This is a genomic window from Chelativorans sp. (assembly GCF_031180965.1).
Taxonomy (GTDB): Bacteria; Pseudomonadota; Alphaproteobacteria; order Rhizobiales; family Rhizobiaceae; genus Chelativorans.
In genome coordinates this window covers 19,228-41,600 of sequence record NZ_JAPSLH010000004.1, presented here as the reverse complement: position 1 = coordinate 41,600, position 22,373 = coordinate 19,228, and the positions used below count along the sequence as shown (strand labels likewise).

Sequence of the window (22,373 nt, the reverse complement as noted above, 5' to 3'; positions counted from 1 at the left end):
TGCTCAGCGGGGACGGATTAACCAGTCGTTAATAAGAGCACGACGCCGCGGCGTCCACAAACCTTCTCTCGATGATCCGCCGACATTTGGCGGGTTGGTTAATCGAATCGCCGCCGGCACAATTGTGGCCGGCACCAGCGCCGCTCTTTCTATGTTGCATCGCAACAATTATATTGCAATGCACAAAAGTCGTGCTACATTGAGGGCAAGCTGACAGTGAGGCATCCGAGGCTGCGGATGCGATCAGGCAAAGGACAGAACGATGAGCAGAACCAACACCAAGCCCGTTGAGGGCACCGATTTTCCCTCCTTCGACGCATCGAAGACGACCGAGGAGCTGCGCAATTTTGCCGAGAAGGGCGCCGAGCAGGCCAAGGAGACCTATGATCGGGTGAGAAGCGGCGCCGACGATGCCCGCAAGGCGTTCGAAGCCTCGCTGGAGACGGCGAAGACGGTAGGCGACGAGATCGTCCTCAAGTCCATCGCCGCCTTTCGCGCCGGCACCGAGGCCAATCTTTCCCAGGTCGAGGCGTTGGTGAACGCCAAGAGCTTTTCCGAGATGATCGAGCTGCAGAGCTCGTTTATCCGCCGCCAGATGGAGTTCGCCATCGACCAGACACGTGAGTTCCAGGCCATCTCGCAGAAGGCTGCGACGGAGCTCGCCAAACCGGTGAAGGACGTGTTCGAGCGGGCGCTGAAGCAGACCGCCGCCTGAGGCGAAGCGTCGCGCTGCATTTTTCGCCGGCGCCCATTATATGCGCCGCGTTGCCTAGAACACGGGATCGGCTCTCCTCCTCCTGCCGATCCCCTGATGAAAAGACCGGGTCCTCCCCCCGGTCTTTTCTTTTTTATCCGGCCCGCGATCCTGTCCTGTCTCAGCATCGCTCTTGAAAATGGGCGGATTTGCCCGTAATGACGCGGGCGAAACGGCAAAATGCCATGCGGTTGTAGCTCAGTTGGTTAGAGCGCAGGATTGTGGCTCCTGAGGTCGGTGGTTCGAGCCCACCCAACCGTACCAATCCCAAACGGCCATTCCGGACATAAAGACTAGAAGAGCGAGCCCTGCTTTCCCGGCTCCTTCTGCGGTGCGGGAGCCTTGCGCGGCGCGGTGCTCATTTTCCCGGTGGCGATCGCGCCTGTGCTGCCGTCGGCAAATTGCAGCCGCAGCGCCTCGCCGGGCAGAATGCCGGCGGCGCGCTTAACCGGCTGGTCCCCGCCGTCTCGCACCAAAGCGAAGCCGCGTTCGAGCACGCTCTTATAGGACAGCGACTCCGCCAGCCTTGCCGTCTGTTCGTAGGCGCTCCTGGCGCGCTCCAGCCGCAGCGAGACCGCCCTGTCCTTCCGCCCCATCGCCGCCTTCAGGCGCTCGCCGAGGCTGGCAATGCGCTGGAGGGGGACGCGCCGGGTGACGCGTGCCGCGTCGCGGTCGAAGCGGGAGCGCCGATGCCGCACGAGGCCCAGATAGACGACCGGCAGCCGCCCGCCGCACTGGGTGGCCTGCCGCCGCGCCTCGCCGATGCGCCGGTCCAGCGTGGCGATGGAAAGCCGCAAACCATCGAAGCGAAGGCGCTTGCGGTGCGTCGCCATGTGCAGCGCCCGCACCAGGCGGCCCGCCGCCTCGTCGAAACGGCGGCGCGGCAGCGCGAAGAGCTGGTCCGGTGCGGGCAGCGCCCGCGAAATGCTCCGCGCTGTCTGCCTGCGCCGGTCGAGATCGCGCGAGATCGCGCCCTTCAGCCGCGCCGACAAGCGGGCGAGATTGGCTTCAAGCTCCGCCTTCACCGGCACCGCCATTTCGGCAGCCCCGGTGGGTGTCGGCGCGCGCCGGTCGGCGGCAAGATCGATCAGGGTCCAGTCGGTCTCGTGGCCGACCGCCGAGATCACCGGGATTTCCGACGCGGCGACCGCCCGCACCACCGCTTCGTCGTTGAAGCCCCACAGATCCTCCAGGCTGCCGCCGCCGCGCGCAACGATCAGCACGTCGGGCCGCGGCACCGGGCCGCGCGACGCCAGGGAATTGAACCCCGACACCGCCGCCGCCACCTCCGTTCCGGTGGTCTCCCCCTGCACCCGCACGGGCCAGACGAGCACATGCACGGGGAACCTGTCGGCGATGCGGTGGATGATATCGCGGATCACCGCGCCGGTAGGCGATGTGACGACGCCGATCACGCAGGGCATGAAGGGCAGGCGCTTCTTTCTGCTGTCGGCGAAGATGCCTTCGGCCGCGAGCCTTTTCTTGCGCTCTTCGAGGAGCGCCATCAGCGCCCCCGCGCCGGCGGGCTCCAGATTGTCGATGACGATCTGGTATTTCGACGAGCCGGGATAGGTGGTGAGGCGGCCGGTCGCGATCACCTCCAGTCCCTCCTGCGGAGGGAAGCGCAGCTTGGCGAAGGTCATCTTCCAGATGACGGCTTCAATGCGGGCACGGTCGTCCTTCAGCGTGAAGTAGCAGTGGCCGGAGGCATGCGCCCCCCGGAAGCCGGAAATCTCGCCGCGCACGCGCACATGGCCGAACGCGTCCTCGACGGTACGCTTCAGGGCAAGCGAGATCTCGCTCACCGAGTATTCGGCGACATTGCTCAGCGAATCTTGGTTTGCTTCCATGGTCCGAATTGACCCTTTGAGGGGTGCAAGGTCAACCCATGGCCGACGGCGCCCTTCCAAGCGGCGGGGTCAGCCGCCGACTTGCCAGCGCGAAATGGCTTCGGTTGGGTGCAGCAGCTGGATGATGTTGAGCGTCAGATTGTCCCTGATCCAGTAGGCGAGGAAGAGCTCGATGGCGATGAAGAGCGCAACGCTCAGCCAGACCGGAGCGGCGCGGGCGAAGAAGAAGCCGACGATCGCGGCCGCCGTATCGGCGAGGGAGTTGACGATGCTGTCGCCGAAATAGCCCTCCGCCAGCGCGCCCTGGCGGTAGCGATCGATCACCATCGGCGTGTTTTCGGCGATCTCCCAGGCCGCCTCCAGCCCCACCGCCAGGCTGAGCCGCAGCCACAACGGCGCGCGCGGCGACAGGAGATGGAGGATGGCGTAGAAGATGAGCCCGTGCAGGAAATGCGAGAACGTGTACCAGTCGGTAAGATGCTGCGACGTCTCGGGCCCGGAGGCGTCCGGATACCACAGCTTGACCGAGCCGCAGGCGCAGATGGGAAGCCCGGCCCATCCAGGCGAGCACGAGCGACTGAACGAGAAGAATCCCGGCGACGATTAGCAGGCACAGCACCACTGAGCGCTGGGCATTCCGCGCGGAAGACTGAGCTTCGTACTGCATCAAGATTGTCTCCCCCTCCGGTCCCCGTGGCGCGGTGTCAAAAGAACTCGTCGAGTAGCTGATAGAACGACATCCGCTCGAGGTCTGCTTCCGCCCCATACCGTTCGAGGAACGGCCCTACCCACTGTTCGCCAAGATTGTGCCATATGCTCCAGCTCGCCAGCGCCAGGTCCTGAAACCGGTCGGCCACGCCGAGGCGGCTGCAGTCGACGAAGCCGGTAAAGCGTCCCTTGTCCGCAAGCAGGTTGGGCAGGCAGGCGTCTCCATGGGTGACGACCAGCTCCTGCCGGGACGGGCGCTGTGCCAGAAGCTCCCGGAACACCTCCGGCGCGGCGCGGCCGCTCCGCTCCTCGTCAAAATCCTCCTCGTCGACAAGTCCCGCCTCCATCCTTCGCCGGGCGGCCTCGATGCGGCGATCGAGCCTGTGGTCGAACGGGCAATCCGCGACGGCAAGCCGATGCAGCATGCGGAGCGCCTCGGCGGCGATCTCGACGATGCGTTCGGGTGCGAGGTCCGGCGAGGAGGCGAGGTCTCTGCCGGGTATGGCGCTCATCAGCAGCCAGTCACGGCCGTCTTCCCGGGCCTCGCGGAGAACAGCTGGGCAGGGGATCGCTTCGCCGCCGAGCCACTTCAGCCGCGCCGCCTCGTCCGGGATTTCGCCGAAGGCGCTCACCGGCTCGGTCTTGACGAAGAGCGTGGGGCGGCCCTCCGCCTCCAGACGAAAGACGGCGGCATCCGAGCGGCCGATGGTCTGGCGAGACCATGCATAGCCCGCAAGTTCGTCGCGCCAAGAGGAAGGCGCCTCGAACGCGCGATCCTCTGGCGCATTCGCCTCCTGATGAAACGCGCTCATCAACGCTGGCCGCAAGATTGTCGGCGCACGCTGTCGTGGAACCGATCGATTTTGCTGATCCCTACCATCCCGGCAGCACATGGCTGGGCCGTAGCCGCTTGCCGCGCTTGAAGCGGTGGGTGAACGAGGTGAAGTCGAGGCCCTCCGTCTCGTCGGCCACGCCGATCGGTACGGAAATATTGTCGAGGCTCTCGGCGATGTGGCGGGCAAGCGCGTCTACCAGCTCGGTCTGATTGGTGCGCCCGCGCATGATGCCGATATGGCAGTCCGGCAGCATCGGGAATCCGTCCTTTTCTGTCAGCACCCGCATTCCCGGCCGCAGGGCGCATTCCGGCAGCACCGAGATGGCGGCGCCCGACATCACCGCGGCGGTGATCACCGTGGCGGAAAAGCTGGTGAAGAGGATGCGGTAGTCGCGATTGATGTCCCGCAGAGTATCGCAGGCAATCCGCCGCCAGGTGCAGGTTGGCCGTCCGAAAGCCATCGGCAGCACCTCCCGCTCGTGGGTGGTGTGGTTGGCGGAGCCGACCCAGAGCAGGGGCTCGCGCCGGACCGTCTCCGCATTGTCCTGGTCGGTCACCAGTGCCAGGTCGACATTTCCCTGCCGCACATGGTGCACGAGATTGGCCGTCGGCTCGCAGAGCACGGACATCTCCACACGCGGATTGGAACGGGAGAAGCGCGCCATGATCTCCGGCAGGAAGCGCTCGGCATAATCGTCGGGCATGCCGATCCGCACATGGCCTTCCAGGCTCTCATCGTCGAAGGCCGCCAGCGTCTCGCGGTTGAGCCGCAGAAGCCTGCGTGCATAGAGCAGGAGCCGCTCGCCATCCTCCGTCAGCCGGTTGGTGCGTCCGTCCTTTTCGAAGAGCGGCTTGCCGATGCGTTCCTCCAGCCGGCGCATCTGCATGGAAACCGCGGACTGGGTGCGGTGTACCTCCTCGGCGGCTCTGGTGAAGCTGCCGCTGTCGGCAATGGCGACAAAGGTGGAAAGCTGGTCGAGGTCGAGCGGCGCCGTCATTGCACCCTCCTATCACTGCAATTGATCCAAAAGATTAAAAACATTCGTTCGACTAATCAATTGTCGCATGGGAAAAATGCATCATTCCTGAGTAGGCGACGAGATTTCGCCGCGGCATTCCTTGCCGGCGTCCCGCCCTTCTCCGGAATCCGCTTCCCAGCAGCGGATCACGCAAAGGAGATTTGCCATGCGCGCAGAACGGACCGCATTCCCGATTACCGCCGCCAGGCCGGGCTTCGTGCTGCGTCTCGTGCGCACGGCTTCCCAGATTTGGCGCCTTTGGTCCAACCGGCGCGCCCTTCGGCGGCTGAACGACCTCACCGATTGGGAACTGGTGGATATAGGTCTCACGCGCGAGGACATTGCGCTGGCTTATGACGGCCCCATTCTCGACGACCCGACGCGGCGCCTTGAGCAGATTGTCAGGGTGCGCAAGAGAAACGAGGGTGGCTCACGCCGCCATCCTTGACTGCCTCTTCTCCCATGCAGGCATTCACTCCCATCACGCCGGTTCCCCCCGGCTGCCTGCAGACTTGCCCGGCTCCCCGCGAGCCGGGCTTTTTTATTGTCCCGATGCCGGATCGTCCTCGTCGTCCTCCGCCGGCCGCCCGGGGATGACGTAGGAGCCGGAAAGCCAGCGGTTGAGGTCGATATCCTTGCAGCGCTTCGAGCAGAATGGATAGAATTCGCGTGAGGAGGGCTTGCCGCATTCGGGGCAGGGACGGCGCGGGCGCAGCGGCGTGATCTTTTCGGGCGCGTGATCCGGCATCGTCAGATCTGCGTTCCCTCCGGCCAGGTGTGATGCACCTTGAAGCCGTCGGCCGAAAGCAGGCTCACGGTCTCGTAGAGCGGCAAGCCGACGACATTGCTGTAGGAGCCCACGAGCTTGACCACGAACGTGCCGGCGAAACCCTGGATCGCGTAGCCGCCGGCCTTGCCGCGCCACTCGCCGGAAGCAAGATAGTTCTCCAGTTCCTCGCGCGATATCCGCTTGAAGCGTACGCGCGTTTCCACCAGCCGGTGGCGCAGCTTGCCTTCCGGCGTGAAGAGGCAGATGCCCGTATAGACCCGGTGCGAGCGGCCGGAGAGGAGCCGCAGGCAGTTTGACGCCTCGTCCGTGACTTCGGTCTTGGGCAGGATACGCCTGCCGACCGCGACCACGGTGTCCGCCGCGAGCACGAAGGAGTCCTGCGCCGCGCCGTCTTTGGTGAGTCGCGCCAACGCCTTTTCCGCCTTGGCCCGTGCCAGGCGCTTGGCGAGTGAGCGCGGGTGCTCCGCCTTGAGCGGCGTTTCGTCGATTTCCGCCGGGATGAGGCGGTCTGGTTCGATGCCGGCCTGCTGCAGGAGTTCAACGCGCCTTGGCGAAGCCGAGGCGAGGACGAGTTTCTTGAGCGCGCTCATCGCATTCCCCGTCGGCAGGCTGAAGCGCCCGCGAGCTTCTATTTGAAGCGATAGGTGATCCGGCCCTTGGTCAGATCGTAGGGCGTCATTTCCACCAGCACCTTGTCGCCGGTGAGCACGCGGATGCGGTTCTTGCGCATCCGGCCGGCGGTGTGGGCGATGATCTCGTGTTCGTTCTCAAGCTTCACGCGGAACATCGCATTGGGCAGGAGTTCCGTGACAACACCTGGAAATTCGAGGACTTCTTCCTTCGGCATCCGATACCTTCGTTCTGGCGGAGTTTTGCCGGCCTGACCGGCTTCTTCCTTCGCTTTGCGCGCGGGAAATGGATGCCGGGCCGAAAACCGCGCGGAACCTAGCCCATCCGCCGCCATTTGTGAACACGCTTGTTCACGTTTCGTCGGCAGTGGGTTTTGGGCTGAAGCGACGCTCGATCTGCGCCCGCAGATAGTCGCGCACGTCCCGGTAGGAGGCCATGATCTGCTCGCGCGTCCCCTCCACGGCGGAGGGGTCGAGGGTCGGCCAGTATTCGACCTCGACGGCCATGGTGCGGGTAAGCTCCAGCGCCGCATGATGGGCTTCCGGCGCGAGGGTGACGATGAGATCGAAATAGGAGTCTTCAAGCTCGTCGAGGCGACGGGGCGACCATGCGCCCAGGGACAGGTTCTCCTCGGCCAGGACGGCGTCGACAAACGGGTCGCGCTGGCCCGGGCGCACACCCGCGGAGGCGATGAAGGTCGAGCGCGGCAGGCGCCGCTTTGCCAGCACCTCGGCCATGGGCGAGCGGATGGAATTGCGGCCGCACAGGAACAGGACCGAACGGGGAAGGGCATCCGAAGCCGCGCCTTTCCCCGCTTCCCGCTCCGGCCGATCTTCCGCTGGTTGCGCCGTCATGTCAGCCGCGCCAGTGAAGCACGCAGACGAGCGTGAAGAGCCGCCGCGCCGTGTTGAAGTCGAGCTCGATCTTGCCCCTGAGGCGGTCCGCGAGCGTCTGCGAACCTTCGTTGTGGAGGCCGCGCCGGCCCATGTCGATGGCCTCGATCTGGCTCGGCGTCGCCGAGCGGATGGCCTGGTAATAGCTCTCGCAGACGAGGAAATAGTCCTTCACGATGCGCCGGAAGGGCGCGAGCGACAGCATGTGGGTGACGACGGGATCACCGTTCTCGCGCGTCACGGCGAGGACGAGGCGCGAATCGACGAGCGAGATCTTCAGCCGGTAGGGACCGCCGACCGGATCGCCGACAGGCGCGAAACTGTTTTCCTCGACGAGATCGAAGATGGCGACGGCGCGCTCATGTTCGATATCCGGCGTCGCGCGCCCGACCGTCTCGTCCAGTTCGACATCGATGAGCCGCGCCTTCCGGGAAGTCCGCTCGCCCATCGGCCGGCCTTAGGCATTCAGCCGTATTGAGACGGAGCGGCCATGCGCCTCCAGCCCCTCGGCCTTGGCCAGCGCGATGGCTGCGGGACCGAGCGCGCCCAGCTGCTCCGGGCCGAGCCGGAGAATGGACATGCGCTTGACGAAGTCGAGCACGGAGAGGCCTGAGGAAAAACGCGCCGAGCGGGCGGTGGGCAGCACGTGATTGGAGCCGCCGACATAGTCGCCGATCACTTCGGGCGTATGGCGGCCGAGGAAGACGGCCCCCGCATTGCGGATGCGCGAGAGGAGCATTTCCGCCTCCTCCGTCGCAAGCTCCAGATGCTCCGGCGCGATCCGGTCGATGAGGGCGGGCGCTTCCTCCAAGCTGCGCACGAGGATGATGGCGCCGAAATCGCGCCAGCTTGCGCCCGCGATATCTGCCCGCGACAGGCGCGCAAGCTGCCGCTCGACTGCGCCGGCAACCGCATCGGCGAAGTCAGCATCCTCGGTCATGAGGATGGACTGCGCCGCCGCGTCATGCTCGGCTTGCGCCAGAAGATCGGCGGCGATCCAGTCGGGATCATTCTCGCGGTCAGCCACGACAAGCACCTCGGACGGGCCGGCGATCATGTCGATGCCGACCTGGCCGAAGACCTGCCGCTTCGCCGCCGCCACATAGGCGTTGCCCGGCCCGACGATCTTGTCGACCGCCGCTATGGTCTGCGTGCCAAAGGCAAGGGCCGCCACGGCCTGGGCGCCACCTATGCGGTAGATCTCGGTCACGCCTGCGAGGTCCGCCGCCACCAGCACGAGCGGATTGAGCACGCCATCGGGCGAGGGGACGGTGATCACGATCCTTTCCACGCCCGCCACGCGGGCCGGCACCGCGTTCATCAGCACGGAGCTGGGATAGCTCGCCGTGCCGCCCGGCACATAGAGGCCGACGGCGGAAATCGGTGTCCAGCGCCAGCCGAGTTCGACGCCCAGCGCGTCCGTGTAGCGCGTGTCGCTCGGAAGCTGCCGGCGGTGATGCGCCTCGATGCGGCTCTGGGCAAGCTTCAGCGCGTCCACCGTCTCGCCGTCCACTTTGTCGTAGGCAGCTTCGATCTCCGCGCGCGGCACGCGCATGCCTGCTTCTGCCGGATCGAAGCGGTCGAAGCGTCTGGTGTATTCGGCCACCGCGGCGTCGCCTTCGGCCCGCACGCGCGCGATGATCTCGCGCACCGCGGCATCGACCTCCTCAGACACCTCGCGCTTGGCGGCAAGAAGGGCGGAGAAGCGGAGCTCGAAATCCGCCTCGGCCGTGGCGAACCTGATCGTCATTGCGCGGGGTCTTTCATGCGCTGTGCCGCGGCCGGACCGGCGTCTCCCAGGCCGCCCCGAGATCGCCGAGCCGCGCCTCTATGCATTCCACGTCAAGGTGGATCGTGGCCCCGCCGGAAAAGGCGAGCTCGATCGTGCCGGAGGGAGCCTCGCCCGGCAGGAAGCGCAAGGCAAGAAGCGCCAGCACCTCGTCCGGCTTGTTCATGTCGATGCCGGCCGAGCGCACGGCGAGCACCCGGTCGAAGCTGAGGGCGGAGAGGCGCCGCTCATGCGGCTCCCGGCGGAACAGCCGGAAGCCGGTTCTCTCCTTCTCCCAGGCGAAACGCCGCACCATCGCCGCGAAGCGCTTCTCGCGGCTCAAAAAGCTCAGCTCTCCAGTCTTCAATACAGCGTCCTGCAGATGAGCGGAAATGATGCTCAAATCCTCCTCATCGAGCGCGGCGAGCTTCAAAAGATCCATATGCACAACTCACATTCCTGCGCGACCTGCGCCGGGCGCTTCAATGTTCCCGCCGCTGCCCGGTTAGCCGGATATGCGCTCGATCTCGGCGCCGCAGCTGGAAAGCTTCTCTTCCAGCCGCTCGAACCCGCGGTCGAGATGATAGACGCGGTTGACCATCGTCTCGCCCTCGGCCGCGAGCCCGGCGATGACCAGCGACACCGACGCGCGCAGGTCCGTCGCCATGACGGGCGCTCCGCGCAGGCGCTCGACGCCGTCGACGATCGCCGTCTGGCCGGAGAGCGAGATGCGCGCGCCGAGCCGGGCAAGCTCCTGCACATGCATGAAGCGGTTCTCGAAGATGGTTTCGGTGATGCGCGCCTGACCCCTGGCCCTGGTCATCAGCGCCATGAACTGGGCCTGGAGATCGGTCGGGAAGCCCGGGAAAGGCTCGGTCGTCACGTGCACGGCCTCAACGCCGGCGCCGTTGCGCTTGACGCGGATGCCGGTATTGGTGCGGACGATCTCCGTTCCGGTCTGCTCCAGGGTCTGCAGCGCCTGTTCGAGCAGATCGGCCCGCGCGCCCTCCAGAAGCACGTCGCCTCCCGCCATGGCGACCGCGAGCGCGTAGGTGCCCGTTTCGATGCGGTCCGGGATGATGCGGTGGCGCGCCCCCGAAAGGCTGGTCACGCCCTCGATTGTGATCGTGGAGGTGCCGGCGCCGGAAATCTTCGCGCCCATGGCGTTCAGGCAGTCGGCCAGATTGACGATCTCCGGCTCGCGCGCCGCATTCTCCAGCACCGTCTCGCCCTTGGCGAGGGAGGCAGCCATCATGAGCACATGCGTGGCGCCAACGGAAACCTTGGGGAATGTGTAGCGCGCACCGATAAGGCCGTTCTTGGCCCTGGCGACGACATACCCGTTTTCAATCTCGATCTCCGCGCCCAGCGCGCGCAGGCCGTCGATGAAAAGGTCGACGGGACGCGTGCCGATGGCGCAGCCGCCGGGCAGGGACACCCGCGCCTCGCCCATGCGCGCCAGAAGCGGCCCGATGACCCAGAAGCTTGCCCGCATCTTCGACACAAGATCATAGGGAGCCGTCGTGTCGACGATGCTGCGCGCCGTGAAGTGGATGGTCCGCGAATAGCCTTTGTCCTGGTTCTCGCGACGTCCATTAACGGAGTAATCCACGCCGTGATTGCCGAGGATTCGGATAAGCTGCTCGACATCGGCCAGGTGCGGCACGTTCTCGAGCGTCAGCGTGTCGTCGGTGAGGAGCGAGGCAATCATCAGCGGCAGGGCGGCGTTCTTTGCCCCGGAAATGGGGATCGTGCCGTTGAGCTCACTGCCTCCGCGGATGCGTATGCGGTCCATGGGCGTCTCTTTCCCGGGATGAGGCTCCCGGCGTTTGGGTCGAGTTGGCCTGTCCTAGAGCAAGCCACTCATGGGTTCAAGGATGGGTGGATTTCGTCTGTCGGCAGCACCTTGTGTCAGCTTCGTTTGTCCTCCTTGACCGAAGGAATGCCTTCGGCGCGTTGGTCGGCCTCTCCCGAGCGGCGCGAGCGCGCCTGCGCTTTCCGCCGCGCAAGGTTCGCCCGAAGCTCGGCGGCGAGCCGCTTTTGCCTTTCGCTCTTGCTTTCTGTCCTCTCCTTGGCGGCCATTTCATACTCCTGGTCTGTCGAGATCATGGCGGCGAATTCGCCAATATATGGTTATGCCTCGATCGGGCGATGCCCCTGCTTCCAGGTTGGCGTGCGTCTTTATATATGGTGCTGGCGCTTGCGCTTGCGCAGACGATATGGCAGAACGCCGCCCGTTCCGGCGCTGCGGTAGCTCAGTGGTAGAGCACTCCCTTGGTAAGGGAGAGGTCGAGAGTTCAATCCTCTCTCGCAGCACCATTTTCCCATCGCCTCTTCCGGAAGTCCGCCGGCCCAGGGCCGGTGGTCCCGCATAGCCTTTCTCGCGGCGTTGGTGGTTGACTTGCCTTCTCATCGATGCGCTATTCGGGCGACTGGTCTTTCCGTCATAGCAGTCGATGCTGTCGAGGATCCTTGGGAGGGGAGCGATAGATGCATGTGCTGGTGACCGGCGCCGCCGGGATGATCGGACGCAAGCTGGTCGAAAGGCTTGCCGCTGCTCCGGACGCTCTTGGCCGCGAGATCACCCGTCTTTCGCTGGTCGACATCGTCGAGCCGCCGGTCCCGCAGGCGCTCGCCGGGATCTCCCACCGGACCGCCATGGATCTCTCGGAAGCGGGAAGCGCCGAAAGACTGATTGCTGCGCGGCCGGATCTCGTTTTTCACCTCGCCGCGATCGTCTCCGGCGAGGCCGAGGCCGATCTCGAAAAAGGCTACCGCGTCAATTTCGATGGCACCCGCGCCCTCTTCGAGGCGATCCGGCTGGAGGGCGGAAAGGAGCCTTACCTGCCGCGGCTCGTCTTCGCCTCCTCCATCGCCGTGTTCGGCGCGCCCTTCCCGGAAAAAATCCCCGACGAGTTCTTCACGACCCCGCTGACGAGCTACGGCACGCAGAAGGCGATGGCCGAGCTGCTGCTCGCCGACTTTTCGCGGCGCGGGATATTCGATGGCGTCGGCATCAGGCTGCCCACCATCTGCATCCGGCCCGGTACGCCGAATAAGGCCGCCTCCGGCTTCTTCTCCAACATCCTGCGCGAGCCGCTCGCCGGCCAGGAAGCCGTGCTGCCGGTGGACGAGGATGTGCGGCACTGGTTCGCGAGCCCGCGCGCTGCGGTCGGCTTCTTTCTGCACGCCGCGCGCCTGGACCTTGCGCAGGTGGGGCCGCGGCGGAACCTGACCATGCCCGGCCTCTCGGCGCTGGTTGCCGAGGAAATCGAGGCCTTGCGCCGCGCCGCGGGGGAGAAGGCCGTTCGGCTGATCCGCCGCGAGCCGGACCCGATGATTCGCAGGATCGTCGCCGGCTGGCCCACCGATTTCGATGCGCGCCGCGCCGAGTCTCTGGGCTTCCGCGCGGAAAAGAGCTTTGATGAGATCATCCGCATCCACATTGAGGACGAACTGGGCGGGGCGATTCCAAATGGCGGCTGAGGAAAGAGCGGGAGAGGGCAGGATCGCGCTGGTGACCGGCGGCGGCACGGGCATCGGCCGTGGCATTGCCGAGGCGCTGAGCGCGGAGGGCTTTTCCGTTGTCATCACCGGCCGCAGGGCCGAGGTCCTGGAGGCGGCGGCGCGCGAAATCGCCGGCCGGACGGGCGGCTCCGTACGGGCCGTTCCAGCCGATATCGGCGATCCGGCGTCCGTTCAGGCGCTGTTCGGCGAGATAGAGAACGCCTATGGCCGGCTTGACCTTCTGGTGAACAATGCGGGGATGAATCTGCCGGCCGTTCCCATGGAGGAGATCACCTTCGATCAGTGGAGCGCGATCGTCTCCGCGAATCTCACGGGGGCTTTCCTGTGCACGCAGCAGGCAATGCGGCTCATGAAGGCGCAGCGGCCGCGCGGCGGACGCATCATCAACAACGGCTCCATCTCGGCCACGACACCGAGGCCCCACCAGGCGCCATACACGGCGACCAAGCACGCCATCACCGGCTTGACGAAGTCCACGGCCCTGGAGGGCCGGCCTTTCGACATCGCCTGCGGCCAGATCGATATCGGCAATGCGTCCACTGACATGACCTCGCGGATGAACTCCGGCGTGCTGCAGGCCAATGGCGAAGTGGCGGCAGAGCCGACAATCCCGGTTGCCCATGTCGCAAGGGCGGTGGTCTATATGGCCAGCCTGCCGCTCGACGCGAATGTCTTGAACATGACCGTGATGGCGACCAAAATGCCGCTGGTCGGGCGAGGCTGAAGGCCAGGCTTCTTTGGAGGAGTAGTAGATGGCGGGTGTGCAGTTCGTTGACGTGAAGAAATCCTTTGGGGCGGTTCCCGTCATCAAGGGCGTGAATATCGGCATCGAGGACGGCGAGTTCGTCATCCTGGTCGGTCCTTCCGGCTGCGGGAAGTCGACCCTGCTGCGCATGCTGGCTGGCCTCGAGAACATCTCCGACGGCACGATCCGCATCGGCGAGCGCGTGGTCAACACCGTGCCGCCGAAGGACCGGGACATCGCCATGGTGTTCCAGAACTATGCGCTCTATCCGCACATGACCGTGGCCGACAACATGGCCTTCTCGCTGAAGCTGAAGGGCACGCCGAAGGAGGAAAGGGACAGGCGCGTCAATGCCGCCGCCGAGATTCTCGGCCTCTCGCAGCTGCTCGACCGCTATCCGCGCCAGCTTTCCGGCGGACAGCGGCAGCGCGTCGCCATGGGTCGGGCCATCGTGCGCGATCCGCAGGTCTTCCTGTTCGACGAGCCGCTCTCCAATCTCGATGCCAAGCTGCGCGTCGCGATGCGGGCCGAGATCAAGGAACTGCATCAGCGGCTGCAGACGACCACCGTCTATGTGACGCACGACCAGATCGAGGCCATGACCATGGCCGACAAGATCGTCGTCATGCATGACGGCATTGTCGAGCAGATCGGCGCGCCGCTCGATCTGTACGACAGGCCTGCCAATCTTTTCGTCGCCGGTTTTATCGGCTCGCCCGCCATGAACATGATCCGCGGCCGGCTCGATCCGGAGCGCCGCACGATCTTCGTCGCCGAGGACGGCACCAGGCTGCCCGTTTCCGATCACGGTCCGGACGCCGTCGGCCGGGACCTTGTCTACGGGGTGCGGCCGGAATTCATCCGCCTCGATCCCGCGGGGCCGGCGGCGGAAGTCATCGTCACCGAGCCCACGGGCTACGAGACCCATATGATCGTGAAGCTCGGCGGCGGCGAGGCGAACTGCGTCTTCCGCGAGCGGGTGCAGGCGCGCCCCGGCGAGACGATCAACATCTCCATCGACCCGGAGCGTGTGCATCTTTTCGACGTACAGACAGGCAAGCGGCTCTTGGCCTAAGGTTCAATAGTGCCAGTCGGGGTTTGGAAGATAGGAATCCTCGATCGGCAATACGTGCCATCCGCTCGCCGGGACGGTGGATGGCCGGTGCATTCAGTCCCGCAAGTGGAGGAGAATATGAGCATCAGGAGACGCGAGTTCCTCGCGGGTTCGGCGGGGCTGGCCGGCCTAACCGCTATGGGCATTCGCCCGTCATTCGCCCAGTCCGAGCCCACCTACACTCCGGAGGAGGGGGCAAGCCTCAGACTGCTGCGCTGGGTTCCCTTTGTCGCGGGCGACGAGGAGGCCTGGAACGCGAACACCAAGAAGTTCACCGAGGCGACCGGCGTCGAGGTGCGCATCGATCAGGAAAGCTGGGAGGATATCCGCCCGAAGGCGGCTGTTGCCGCCAATGTGGGCAGCGGCCCGGATCTTGTGATGTGCTGGTTCGACGACGCGCACCAGTATCCGGACAAGCTCGTCGATCTCACCGAGCTCGCCAACTATCTCGGCAGCAAATACGGCGGCTGGTATGACGGCGTCAGGGGCTATGCGACGCGCGGCGACCAGTTCATCGCCATGCCGCTGACGGCCATCGGAAACGCCATCTGCTACCGCGACAGCCATATGAAGGCTGCGGGCTTCAGCGAGTTCCCGAAGGACACGCAAGGTTTCCTCGAGCTCTGCAAGGCGCTGAAGGCCAAGGGCACGCCGGCCGGCTTCCCGCACGGCAAGGCGGTGGGCGACGGCAACAACTATGCCCATTGGCTCCTGTGGAGCCACGGCGGCAAGATGGTGGACGAGAACAACAAGGTCACCATCAACAGCCCGGAGACGATCGCCGCCATCAACTATGCCAAGCAGCTCTACGAGACCTTCATTCCCGGCACGGAGAGCTGGCTCGACATCAACAACAACCGCGCCTTCCTGGCCGGCCAGGTCTCGCTGACCGCAAACGGCGTGTCGCTCTACTACGCCGCCAAGAAGGATCCGGCGCTGGCCGAGATCGCCCAGGATATCCGCACGACCAACTTCCCGGTCGGCCCGGTGGGCGAGAGCGTGGAACTGCACCAGACCAGTTCGCTCCTCCTCTTCAACCATTGCCAGTATCCGGAAGCGGCAAAGGCCTATATCAAGTTCATGATGGAGGCCGAGCAGATGAATGCGTGGATCGAGGGCTCCAGCGCCTATTGCTGCCAGCCGCTCAAGGCATTCGCCGACAACCCGGTCTGGAAGGCGGATCCGATCCATGCGCCCTATGCACGCGCGTCCGAGACCTTGCGGCCCAACGGCTATGCCGGTCCGCTTGGCTACGCCTCGGCGGCCACAATGGCCGACTATGTGCTGGTGGACATGTTCGCCTCTGCCGTAACCGGCCAGATGACCCCCGAGGACGCGGCGACGGAGGCCGAAAGACGGGCAAACCGCTACTACCGGATCTAGGCGCATCTCCTCCACGCAGCCTGATCGGCGCGCGCCGGCCTCAGTCGATGCCGGCGCGCTGATGCCATAGCTTTTCCGGAGGAATGCGATGTCTGTCGCCTCTGAAACGAGTCGTTTGCGGCCGGCGGCCCTCATGCAGAACGGCAACGTGCTGTCGTTCTTCTTCATGCTGCCGGCGGCGATCTTTCTGATCTGCTTCCTGACCTATCCGCTTGGTCTGGGGGTGTGGCTGGGCTTCACCGACACACGGATCGGCCGCGACGGCATCTTTATCGGGCTGGAAAACTATCAATATCTGCTCCGCGACGGCGTCTTCCTGCTCTCGGTGTTCAACACGCTTCTCTATACGATCGTCGCGTCCGTTCTGAAATTCGCGCTTGGCCTGTGGCTGGCCCTGATCCTGAACGAAAAACTGCCGTTCAAATCCTTCTTCCGGGCCATCGTTCTTCTCCCCTGGGTCGTTCCCACCGTCCTTTCCGCGCTCGCCTTCTGGTGGATCTACGATTCCCAGTTCTCGATCCTCTCCTGGTCGCTGATGCAACTCGGCATCATCGACAATCCGATCAACTTCCTGGGCGATCCCAACAATGCCCGGGCGTCGGTCATCGCCGCCAATGTTTGGCGCGGCATCCCCTTCGTCGCGATCTGCCTGCTCGCGGGGCTGCAGACCATCCCGCAATCGCTCAACGAGGCCGCCTCGCTCGATGGCGCCACCGGCTGGCAGCGCTTCCGCTACGTCACATTGCCACTGCTGACGCCGATCATCGCCGTGGTGATGACTTTTTCCGTGCTCTTCACCTTCACGGATTTCCAGCTCATCTACGTGCTGACGAAAGGCGGGCCGGTGAACGCCACGCATCTGATGGCCACGCTCTCCTTCCAGCGCGCGATTCCCGGGGGCCAGCTCGGCGAGGGCGCCGCCATCGCCGTCGCCATGATCCCCTTCCTGCTCGCGGCGATCATGTTCAGCTTCTTCGGCCTGCAGCGGCGCAAGTGGCAGCAGGGCGGCAGGGATTGAGAGGAGAGGGTAGAATGGCGCAATCCGAGACGCGAGCTCTCACAGATACCAGCGATGGCATGAGCTATCTCAACCGGCTGCCGCGCCGGGTGGTGACGCTCTACCTGCCGCTGGCGCTCTTCGTCTTCGTGCTCCTGTTCCCGTTCTACTGGATGGCGATCACGGCCGTAAAGCCGAACAACCAGCTGACGGATTACAACAATTACAGTCCATTCTGGGTGGTCGGGCCGACGCTCGAGCACATCCGCTACCTCTTCCTGGAGACCTCCTATCCCGGCTGGCTGGTCAACACCATGTATGTCGCCGTGGCCTCGACAGTCCTGTCGATCGCCGCATCGGTGTTCGCCGCCTATGCGATCGAGCGCGTCCGCTTCACCGGCGCGCGCCCGGTCGGGCTCCTGATCTTCCTCGCCTATCTGGTGCCGCCGTCGATCCTCTTCATCCCGCTCGCCTATATCGTCTTCAAATTCGGCATCTACGATTCCAAGCTGGCGCTGATCTTCACCTATCCGACCTTCCTCATCCCCTTCTGCACATGGCTGCTGATGGGCTATTTCCGCTCGATCCCCTACGAGCTCGAGGAAAGCGCGCTGGTGGACGGCGCCTCGCGCTGGCAGATCCTCGTGAAGATCATCCTGCCGCTTGCCGTGCCCGGCCTGATCTCCGCCGGCATCTTCGCCTTCACGCTTTCCTGGAACGAGTTCATCTACGCGCTCACTTTCATCCAGTCCTCCGAGAACAAGACCGTCCCCGTCGGCGTCCTCACGGAGCTCGTGCGCGGCGATATTTTCGAGTGGGGGGCGCTGATGGCGGGCGCGCTGTTCGGATCGCTGCCGGTCGTGATCCTCTACTCGTTCTTCGTCGACTACTACGTGTCCTCGATGACCGGGGCGGTGAAAGAATAGCCCTTATATCAGGCGATCACGGCCCCTGCGGCAGCGTGATCATGGCGATGGCGATCACGGCAAGGACAAGGCCGGCGCCCTGCAGGGGCGCCACCCGCTCGCCGAAGAAGAACAGCGCCACGAGATTGACGGCGACGAGCTGGACCACCGCCGAAAGGCTGAGCGCCACCGCCATGCCCATGTCGCGGATGAGGCGCAGCATGATGAGATTGCCGATAGTATAGAGCCCCAGCGTCAAAAGCAGCCAAAACCAGCTGTTGGCCGAGAGCGCCCAGGTCTTGGCCGAACTGGCTGCGGCGATGAACATCAGGGTGGAGAGAGACAGGAGCGCGATGCTCGTCGGGGTCACGGGCCGTCCTCCTTTGGCAGGCGGCGGCAAAATATACGCAGCCGTCCCGGAACGATAGCGCGCGGTTGTGGCGATGCACCGGAAATGTTCGCGAGGGCGATAGACAGGAATGCGTCTGCGGGAGCTAGAGCATTTTGCAGGCAAGTGGAATCACTTGCCGCCGCACAAACGCGGCTGAAACAAATAGATAGAGCGAAGGCGCGAACGTATGTAAGCGCATTCCGCTCTATGGCCGTCCGTAGACGTCGTCGAAGCGCACGATATCGTCCTCCTCGAGATAGTCGCCGCTTTGCACCTCGATCAGCACCAGCGGCAGGATGCCTGGATTTTCCAGCCGGTGCCTGAACCCGCAGGGTATATAGGTGGACTGGTTCGTGGTGAGCAGGATGACATTGTCGCCATTGGTCACGCGCGCCGTGCCGCTCACCACCACCCAATGTTCCGAACGGTGGTGGTGCGCTTGCAGGCTGAGCCGCGCGCCCGGCTTCACCACGATGCGCTTGATCTTGAAGCGATCGCCTTCTTCCAGCACCGTATAGGTGCCCCAAGGCCGGTGCGCCGTGCGATGCAGCTTGGCGGCCTCGTGCTCCTCGCTTCGCAGCCGGTTATAGAGATGCTTGACGTCTTGCGCCTTGTCCTTGTGCGCGACAAGGAGGGCATCCGGCGTGTCAATGACGAGGAGATCGGAAACCCCTACCAATCCCACCAGCCGGTCTTCCGCGTGGACGAAGCAGTTTTTCGCCCCTTCCACCACCGCCTCGCCGGTGATGCGATTCCCGCTCTCGTCGGCCGCGACAAGATCGGAGATCGCCGCCCAGGATCCTATGTCCGACCATCCGCAATCGGTGGGCACGCAGGCGATGATATTGCCGGCCTTCTCCATGACCGCATAGTCGACCGAGATGGCCGGCGTGGCGCCGAAGGCCTGCCGGTCGACCTCGTAGGCCGTGCGGCCGTCCGATTCGATCCTGCGTGCCGCTTCATAGGCGGCGCGCGCGCCGGAGAGCACCTCGGGGCAATGGTCCTGCATCGCCTTCAGCATGGTCGCGGCGGAGAAGCAGAACATGCCGGAATTCCAGTAGGTGCGGCCGCTGGCGACATACTCGGCCGCCTTCTCGGCGTTCGGCTTCTCGATGAAGCGGATCACATCCTCGCCGTCGACCTCGATATAACCGTAGCCGGTCTCCGGCCGCTCCGGCACGATCCCGAAGGTCACGATGCGGCCCGTCCGGGCGAGCGCCACCCCCCGTTCGACCGCCGTCGCAAAGGCTTGCTCGTCCTGGATGAGATGGTCGGCGGGCAGCACCAGGAGTACCGCTTCGGTCCCCTGCGTCGCCGCGGCATGCACCGTGGCGAGCGCAACGGCCGGTGCGGTATCGCGGCCGAAAGGCTCGAGCAGGAAGGTGTTGTCCAGCTTCGGCGCCTTCGCCTCGGCATAGGCGTCGGAGGTGAGGAAGAGCAGCTCGCGGTTGGTGACGGTGACGACCCGCTCCACGCCGAGCGCCGCCACGCGCGCATAGGTTCGGCCGATGAGGGTGCTGCCGTCGGGCAGGCGGATGAACGGCTTCGGATGCGCCTCGCGCGAGAGCGGCCACAGGCGCGAGCCGGCCCCGCCGCTGATGATGACTGGAATGATGTTCATCTCGAAGTCCGGTCCGTAACTTGCGGGCCGGCGGCGATGCTTTCGCGTGCCTCCGGTCCGGGCCCTTCTGCTCCCGCGGAGGAAATACGGCGGGGCCACCGGTGTCAACTTGGGATAGCAGTGCTGGTTAAAGGAAGCTCCCCTTCAGCCCTTGCCGCGATCTGATCTCATTACGAAGATTTAATCCGCGCGACCTGGAAATCTGCACCTGCTGCTGTCGAAATCCCGCAGTCAGCGCCCTATCTGCGCTCGGCTGAAATCGTGACGGGCTCCTGCATGGACAGAGTGAACAAGAAGCGCGCGCTGTTCCTCGTCAACACCCGGGCGCGGCGCGGGCAGGAATCGATCGGGCCGATCATGGCGCGGCTCCAGGCCGGCGGCCTTTCCGTCACCGTCGAGCCTTTCGACGCGCTGCCAGAGATCGCACGCGATATACTGCGTCTTCGCGACCGCGCCGATCTCATCGTGGTTGGCGGCGGCGACGGCTCCGTTTCCTCCGCCGCGCTTGCCGTCATGGAAAGCAAGCTGCCCATGGGCATCATTCCCATGGGCACGGCGAACGATCTTGCCCGTACGCTCGGTATGCCGCTTGACCTGCTGGAGGCGGCCGATGTCATCCTTCGCGGCAAGACCCGCCCGGTCGATGTGGGCACGGTGAATGGGCACGCGTTCTTCAATGTAGCGAGCATCGGCCTCAGCAGCGACCTCGCGCAGGGGCTCGATCCCGCTCTGAAGAAGCGTTTCGGCCGGCTTGGCTATGCCGTGGCGGCCCTGCAAGTGCTCGCCAAGGCCAGACCGTTCAACGCCCGCATCGTGGAGAAGGGCAGGTCGATCAGGGTCAAGACCTATCAGATCGCGGTCGGCAATGGCCGGCACTATGGCGGCGGCAATGTGGTCGAAGAGAATGCCGAGATAGATGACGGCCATCTTGATCTCTACAGCCTGGAGATGACGAATCTCTGGAAGCTGGCGCTGATGCTGCGCTCCTTCCGTTCCGGGACGCACGGCGCGTGGGAGGAGGTACGCACGGCCAGATGCGTGGAATTCGAGATCGAGACGGACAGGCCGATGCCGGTCAATGCGGATGGCGAGATCGTCACCTCGACGCCCGCGCATTTCCAGGTGCATCCGCGGGCGGTCCCCGTCTTCGCCCCTGATTGACGCCGCCCAGCCCGACAACCTGTTGCCTTGTACCGCACGCAATCCGTTCCTGGTCCACAACAAGGGCGGCCGATTGTGTGATGGATGCCCGGAAACTTTACGCCGGATGCGGAATGGCGGGCTGGCAATGGACAAGACGGCAAGCGGCTGGATCAATGGCTTCCTGGGGGTGCTGATTTTCAGCGGCTCGCTCCCGGCGACCCGCGTTGCGGTGATGGATTTCGACCCCGTGTTCCTGACCGTCGCGCGTGCCGCCATCGCCGGCTTGCTCGGGCTCGCCCTGCTTTTCCTCTTCCGCGAGAAGCGGCCGTCCAACGGCGACCTTGTCTCCCTCCTCATCGTCGCCTTTGGCGTGGTGCTGGGCTTTCCGCTGCTCACCGCGCTCGCGCTCCAGCATATCACCTCCGCCCATTCGATCGTTTTCATCGGCCTCCTGCCGCTTGCCACGGCGATTTTCGGCGTCATCCGCGGTGGGGAGCGGCCCCGGCCAGCATTCTGGCTGTTCTCCTGCCTCGGCACGGCGTTGGTCGCGGGCTTCGCCCTGTCGCAGGGGCTTTCCGCCTCGCCCGTCGGCGACCTTCTGATGCTGGCGGCGATCATCGTCTGCGGGCTCGGCTATGCCGAGGGGGCAAAGCTCTCCCGCAAGCTAGGCGGCTGGCAGGTGATCTCCTGGGCCCTGGTGCTCTCCCTGCCCGTCATGCTCGTTCTAGTCGTCGTCACCCTCCCGCCCTCCTTCAACGGCGTCGGCCAGCCGGCCTGGATCGGGCTTGCGTATGTGTCCCTGTTCAGCATGCTGATTGGCTTCATCTTCTGGTACCGGGGCCTTGCCCAGGGCGGCATAGCGGCGGTCGGCCAGCTGCAGCTCCTCCAGCCGTTTTTCGGGCTCGGCATGGCCGCCCTTCTCCTGGGAGAGGCGGTGAGCCCGCTGATGTTCGCCGTCACCATCGGTGTGGTGCTCTGCGTCGCCGGCGCCAGAAAGGTGGCGCGGTAGCCGCTGATTCGCGGCGGGCGGCGAAGAAGGCTGACTAGCAAGCCTCCTTCCGGACAAAATCTGCCCCTAAGCTCGGTCCCCATGAAGCAGCACAAGGCTGTGAACACAATAACGGGGGACAAGCACGCTCGTCGGGCGCCGATGCATTTTATAGTTGAGCCCGCCGCCTTCGGCCGTGTTAGTGTCTCTTTAATGGTGGTCGCTCTCGGCAATGCACGGAAAGCTCTCTTCAAGGTTCCGTGAAGGAACCTTGGCAGGTGGAAGCCGTTCCCTCCAGGCAGGAGCCGACA

At 64.8% G+C, this 22,373-nt stretch carries 26 protein-coding genes and 2 tRNA genes; 13 read left to right on the top strand and 15 right to left on the bottom strand.

Annotated features, from left to right (window positions below; translation table 11 throughout):
- Window positions 1-262 precede the first annotated feature (262 nt).
- Together RIN79_RS04215 and RIN79_RS04210 are read left to right on the top strand one after the other, a co-directional pair.
- Window positions 263-715 (top strand): phasin, encoded by a 453-nt coding sequence (locus tag RIN79_RS04215; protein WP_309083370.1) that lies wholly within the window; start codon window positions 263-265, stop codon window positions 713-715.
- Between the two features lie 226 nt (window positions 716-941).
- Window positions 942-1,018 (top strand) — tRNA-His (locus RIN79_RS04210).
- Between the two features lie 29 nt (window positions 1,019-1,047).
- On the opposite strand, the gene xseA is transcribed toward RIN79_RS04210, so the two are convergent.
- Both xseA and RIN79_RS04200 read right to left on the bottom strand, forming a co-directional pair.
- Complete coding sequence (gene xseA, locus RIN79_RS04205; RefSeq protein WP_309083369.1) at window positions 1,048-2,604, bottom strand: exodeoxyribonuclease VII large subunit; 1,557 nt, start codon at window positions 2,602-2,604, stop codon at window positions 1,048-1,050.
- Between the two features lie 69 nt (window positions 2,605-2,673).
- Complete coding sequence (locus tag RIN79_RS04200) at window positions 2,674-3,123, bottom strand: DUF2585 family protein (RefSeq protein WP_309083530.1); 450 nt, start codon at window positions 3,121-3,123, stop codon at window positions 2,674-2,676.
- Here RIN79_RS04200 and RIN79_RS04195 point away from each other — a divergent pair.
- Window positions 3,038-3,211 (top strand): hypothetical protein, encoded by a 174-nt coding sequence (locus RIN79_RS04195; RefSeq protein WP_309083368.1) that lies wholly within the window; start codon window positions 3,038-3,040, stop codon window positions 3,209-3,211. The two genes, RIN79_RS04200 and RIN79_RS04195, sit on opposite strands and share 86 nt — an antisense overlap.
- A 97-nt stretch (window positions 3,212-3,308) precedes the next feature.
- On the opposite strand, the gene RIN79_RS04190 is transcribed toward RIN79_RS04195, so the two are convergent.
- Together RIN79_RS04190 and RIN79_RS04185 are read right to left on the bottom strand one after the other, a co-directional pair.
- Window positions 3,309-4,124 carry an APH(3')-II family aminoglycoside O-phosphotransferase gene (locus tag RIN79_RS04190; protein ID WP_309083367.1) on the bottom strand — a complete coding sequence of 272 codons (816 nt, stop codon included), beginning with the start codon at window positions 4,122-4,124 and terminating at the stop codon, window positions 3,309-3,311.
- Window positions 4,125-4,185: 61 nt separating this feature from the next.
- Window positions 4,186-5,145 carry a LysR substrate-binding domain-containing protein gene (locus tag RIN79_RS04185; RefSeq protein ID WP_309083366.1) on the bottom strand — a complete coding sequence of 320 codons (960 nt, stop codon included), beginning with the start codon at window positions 5,143-5,145 and terminating at the stop codon, window positions 4,186-4,188.
- A 187-nt stretch (window positions 5,146-5,332) separates the two neighbouring features.
- Here RIN79_RS04185 and RIN79_RS04180 point away from each other — a divergent pair, with 187 nt between their 5' ends.
- The gene (locus RIN79_RS04180; protein ID WP_309083365.1) at window positions 5,333-5,614 is read left to right on the top strand and encodes a DUF1127 domain-containing protein; all 282 of its coding nucleotides are present in this window, start codon (window positions 5,333-5,335) and stop codon (window positions 5,612-5,614) included.
- A 93-nt stretch (window positions 5,615-5,707) separates the two neighbouring features.
- On the opposite strand, the gene yacG is transcribed toward RIN79_RS04180, so the two are convergent.
- From yacG to RIN79_RS04135, 9 genes are all read right to left on the bottom strand, one after another.
- Window positions 5,708-5,914: a DNA gyrase inhibitor YacG gene (yacG, locus tag RIN79_RS04175; RefSeq protein ID WP_309083364.1), complete on the bottom strand. Its 207-nt coding sequence runs from the start codon at window positions 5,912-5,914 to the stop codon at window positions 5,708-5,710.
- A gap of 2 nt (window positions 5,915-5,916) precedes the next feature.
- Window positions 5,917-6,546, bottom strand: coding sequence for a Maf-like protein (locus RIN79_RS04170; RefSeq protein WP_309083363.1), 630 nt, complete (start codon window positions 6,544-6,546; stop codon window positions 5,917-5,919).
- Window positions 6,547-6,584: 38 nt separating this feature from the next.
- Window positions 6,585-6,803: a translation initiation factor IF-1 gene (gene infA / locus RIN79_RS04165; protein WP_006200926.1), complete on the bottom strand. Its 219-nt coding sequence runs from the start codon at window positions 6,801-6,803 to the stop codon at window positions 6,585-6,587.
- A gap of 133 nt (window positions 6,804-6,936) precedes the next feature.
- Complete coding sequence (locus tag RIN79_RS04160; protein WP_309083362.1) at window positions 6,937-7,440, bottom strand: low molecular weight phosphatase family protein; 504 nt, start codon at window positions 7,438-7,440, stop codon at window positions 6,937-6,939.
- 1 nt (window position 7,441) lies between these two features.
- Window positions 7,442-7,927 carry a UPF0262 family protein gene (locus RIN79_RS04155; protein ID WP_309083361.1) on the bottom strand — a complete coding sequence of 162 codons (486 nt, stop codon included), beginning with the start codon at window positions 7,925-7,927 and terminating at the stop codon, window positions 7,442-7,444.
- Between the two features lie 9 nt (window positions 7,928-7,936).
- Complete coding sequence (hisD, locus tag RIN79_RS04150) at window positions 7,937-9,229, bottom strand: histidinol dehydrogenase (protein ID WP_309083360.1); 1,293 nt, start codon at window positions 9,227-9,229, stop codon at window positions 7,937-7,939.
- 13 nt (window positions 9,230-9,242) lie between these two features.
- Window positions 9,243-9,689: a DUF2948 family protein gene (locus RIN79_RS04145; RefSeq protein WP_309083359.1), complete on the bottom strand. Its 447-nt coding sequence runs from the start codon at window positions 9,687-9,689 to the stop codon at window positions 9,243-9,245.
- 63 nt (window positions 9,690-9,752) lie between these two features.
- Window positions 9,753-11,042 carry a UDP-N-acetylglucosamine 1-carboxyvinyltransferase gene (gene murA, locus RIN79_RS04140; protein WP_309083358.1) on the bottom strand — a complete coding sequence of 430 codons (1,290 nt, stop codon included), beginning with the start codon at window positions 11,040-11,042 and terminating at the stop codon, window positions 9,753-9,755.
- A gap of 116 nt (window positions 11,043-11,158) precedes the next feature.
- Window positions 11,159-11,329, bottom strand: coding sequence for a hypothetical protein (locus RIN79_RS04135; RefSeq protein ID WP_309083357.1), 171 nt, complete (start codon window positions 11,327-11,329; stop codon window positions 11,159-11,161).
- Window positions 11,330-11,491: 162 nt separating this feature from the next.
- Between RIN79_RS04135 and RIN79_RS04130 the strand changes: the two genes are divergently transcribed.
- From RIN79_RS04130 to RIN79_RS04100, 7 genes are all read left to right on the top strand, one after another.
- Window positions 11,492-11,566: transfer RNA gene (locus RIN79_RS04130), tRNA-Thr, on the top strand.
- A gap of 171 nt (window positions 11,567-11,737) precedes the next feature.
- Window positions 11,738-12,733, top strand: coding sequence for a D-erythronate dehydrogenase (gene denD / locus RIN79_RS04125; protein WP_309083356.1), 996 nt, complete (start codon window positions 11,738-11,740; stop codon window positions 12,731-12,733).
- Window positions 12,723-13,499, top strand: coding sequence for an SDR family oxidoreductase (locus tag RIN79_RS04120; RefSeq protein WP_309083355.1), 777 nt, complete (start codon window positions 12,723-12,725; stop codon window positions 13,497-13,499). Before denD ends, RIN79_RS04120 begins: the two co-directional genes overlap by 11 nt.
- 28 nt (window positions 13,500-13,527) lie before the next feature.
- Complete coding sequence (locus RIN79_RS04115) at window positions 13,528-14,595, top strand: sn-glycerol-3-phosphate ABC transporter ATP-binding protein UgpC (RefSeq protein ID WP_309083354.1); 1,068 nt, start codon at window positions 13,528-13,530, stop codon at window positions 14,593-14,595.
- A 117-nt stretch (window positions 14,596-14,712) separates the two neighbouring features.
- Complete coding sequence (locus RIN79_RS04110) at window positions 14,713-16,017, top strand: ABC transporter substrate-binding protein (protein WP_309083353.1); 1,305 nt, start codon at window positions 14,713-14,715, stop codon at window positions 16,015-16,017.
- An 88-nt stretch (window positions 16,018-16,105) separates the two neighbouring features.
- Window positions 16,106-17,035, top strand: a complete 930-nt coding sequence (locus RIN79_RS04105; protein ID WP_309083352.1) for a sugar ABC transporter permease — start codon at window positions 16,106-16,108, stop codon at window positions 17,033-17,035.
- 14 nt (window positions 17,036-17,049) lie between these two features.
- On the top strand, window positions 17,050-17,940 hold the full coding sequence (locus RIN79_RS04100; protein ID WP_309083351.1) for a carbohydrate ABC transporter permease: 891 nt from the start codon (window positions 17,050-17,052) through the stop codon (window positions 17,938-17,940).
- 16 nt (window positions 17,941-17,956) lie between these two features.
- Here the strand turns inward: RIN79_RS04100 and RIN79_RS04095 are convergent, their stop codons facing one another.
- Entirely contained in the window at window positions 17,957-18,289 is a 333-nt protein-coding gene (locus tag RIN79_RS04095) for a hypothetical protein (RefSeq protein WP_309083350.1), read from the bottom strand.
- Window positions 18,290-18,515: 226 nt separating this feature from the next.
- Window positions 18,516-19,931 carry a mannose-1-phosphate guanylyltransferase/mannose-6-phosphate isomerase gene (locus tag RIN79_RS04090; protein ID WP_309083349.1) on the bottom strand — a complete coding sequence of 472 codons (1,416 nt, stop codon included), beginning with the start codon at window positions 19,929-19,931 and terminating at the stop codon, window positions 18,516-18,518.
- Between the two features lie 276 nt (window positions 19,932-20,207).
- Between RIN79_RS04090 and RIN79_RS04085 the strand changes: the two genes are divergently transcribed.
- Both RIN79_RS04085 and RIN79_RS04080 read left to right on the top strand, forming a co-directional pair.
- On the top strand, window positions 20,208-21,092 hold the full coding sequence (locus RIN79_RS04085; protein WP_309083348.1) for a lipid kinase: 885 nt from the start codon (window positions 20,208-20,210) through the stop codon (window positions 21,090-21,092).
- Window positions 21,093-21,219: 127 nt separating this feature from the next.
- Window positions 21,220-22,083 carry a DMT family transporter gene (locus RIN79_RS04080; protein ID WP_309083347.1) on the top strand — a complete coding sequence of 288 codons (864 nt, stop codon included), beginning with the start codon at window positions 21,220-21,222 and terminating at the stop codon, window positions 22,081-22,083.
- The last annotated feature ends 290 nt before the right edge of the window (window positions 22,084-22,373 follow it).

Bases quoted from the DNA above. Each gene is read 5' to 3' on its own strand.
- xseA (WP_309083369.1), bottom strand. From the start codon at position 2,604: ATGGAAGCAAACCAAGATTCGCTGAGCAATGTCGCCGAATACTCGGTG.
- yacG (WP_309083364.1), bottom strand. From the start codon at position 5,914: ATGCCGGATCACGCGCCCGAAAAGATCACGCCGCTGCGCCCGCGCCGT.
- RIN79_RS04110 (WP_309083353.1), top strand. From the start codon at position 14,713: ATGAGCATCAGGAGACGCGAGTTCCTCGCGGGTTCGGCGGGGCTGGCC.
- RIN79_RS04080 (WP_309083347.1), top strand. From the start codon at position 21,220: ATGGACAAGACGGCAAGCGGCTGGATCAATGGCTTCCTGGGGGTGCTG.
- infA (WP_006200926.1), bottom strand. From the start codon at position 6,803: ATGCCGAAGGAAGAAGTCCTCGAATTTCCAGGTGTTGTCACGGAACTC.
- RIN79_RS04100 (WP_309083351.1), top strand. From the start codon at position 17,050: ATGGCGCAATCCGAGACGCGAGCTCTCACAGATACCAGCGATGGCATG.
- RIN79_RS04160 (WP_309083362.1), bottom strand. From the start codon at position 7,440: ATGACGGCGCAACCAGCGGAAGATCGGCCGGAGCGGGAAGCGGGGAAA.
- RIN79_RS04180 (WP_309083365.1), top strand. From the start codon at position 5,333: ATGCGCGCAGAACGGACCGCATTCCCGATTACCGCCGCCAGGCCGGGC.
- hisD (WP_309083360.1), bottom strand. From the start codon at position 9,229: ATGACGATCAGGTTCGCCACGGCCGAGGCGGATTTCGAGCTCCGCTTC.
- denD (WP_309083356.1), top strand. From the start codon at position 11,738: ATGCATGTGCTGGTGACCGGCGCCGCCGGGATGATCGGACGCAAGCTG.
- RIN79_RS04215 (WP_309083370.1), top strand. From the start codon at position 263: ATGAGCAGAACCAACACCAAGCCCGTTGAGGGCACCGATTTTCCCTCC.
- murA (WP_309083358.1), bottom strand. From the start codon at position 11,042: ATGGACCGCATACGCATCCGCGGAGGCAGTGAGCTCAACGGCACGATC.
- RIN79_RS04155 (WP_309083361.1), bottom strand. From the start codon at position 7,927: ATGGGCGAGCGGACTTCCCGGAAGGCGCGGCTCATCGATGTCGAACTG.
- RIN79_RS04120 (WP_309083355.1), top strand. From the start codon at position 12,723: ATGGCGGCTGAGGAAAGAGCGGGAGAGGGCAGGATCGCGCTGGTGACC.
- RIN79_RS04190 (WP_309083367.1), bottom strand. From the start codon at position 4,124: ATGAGCGCGTTTCATCAGGAGGCGAATGCGCCAGAGGATCGCGCGTTC.
- RIN79_RS04090 (WP_309083349.1), bottom strand. From the start codon at position 19,931: ATGAACATCATTCCAGTCATCATCAGCGGCGGGGCCGGCTCGCGCCTG.
- RIN79_RS04085 (WP_309083348.1), top strand. From the start codon at position 20,208: ATGGACAGAGTGAACAAGAAGCGCGCGCTGTTCCTCGTCAACACCCGG.
- RIN79_RS04195 (WP_309083368.1), top strand. From the start codon at position 3,038: ATGAGCCCGTGCAGGAAATGCGAGAACGTGTACCAGTCGGTAAGATGC.
- RIN79_RS04145 (WP_309083359.1), bottom strand. From the start codon at position 9,689: ATGGATCTTTTGAAGCTCGCCGCGCTCGATGAGGAGGATTTGAGCATC.
- RIN79_RS04170 (WP_309083363.1), bottom strand. From the start codon at position 6,546: ATGAGCGCGCTCAAGAAACTCGTCCTCGCCTCGGCTTCGCCAAGGCGC.
- RIN79_RS04115 (WP_309083354.1), top strand. From the start codon at position 13,528: ATGGCGGGTGTGCAGTTCGTTGACGTGAAGAAATCCTTTGGGGCGGTT.
- RIN79_RS04105 (WP_309083352.1), top strand. From the start codon at position 16,106: ATGTCTGTCGCCTCTGAAACGAGTCGTTTGCGGCCGGCGGCCCTCATG.
- RIN79_RS04185 (WP_309083366.1), bottom strand. From the start codon at position 5,145: ATGACGGCGCCGCTCGACCTCGACCAGCTTTCCACCTTTGTCGCCATT.
- RIN79_RS04135 (WP_309083357.1), bottom strand. From the start codon at position 11,329: ATGGCCGCCAAGGAGAGGACAGAAAGCAAGAGCGAAAGGCAAAAGCGG.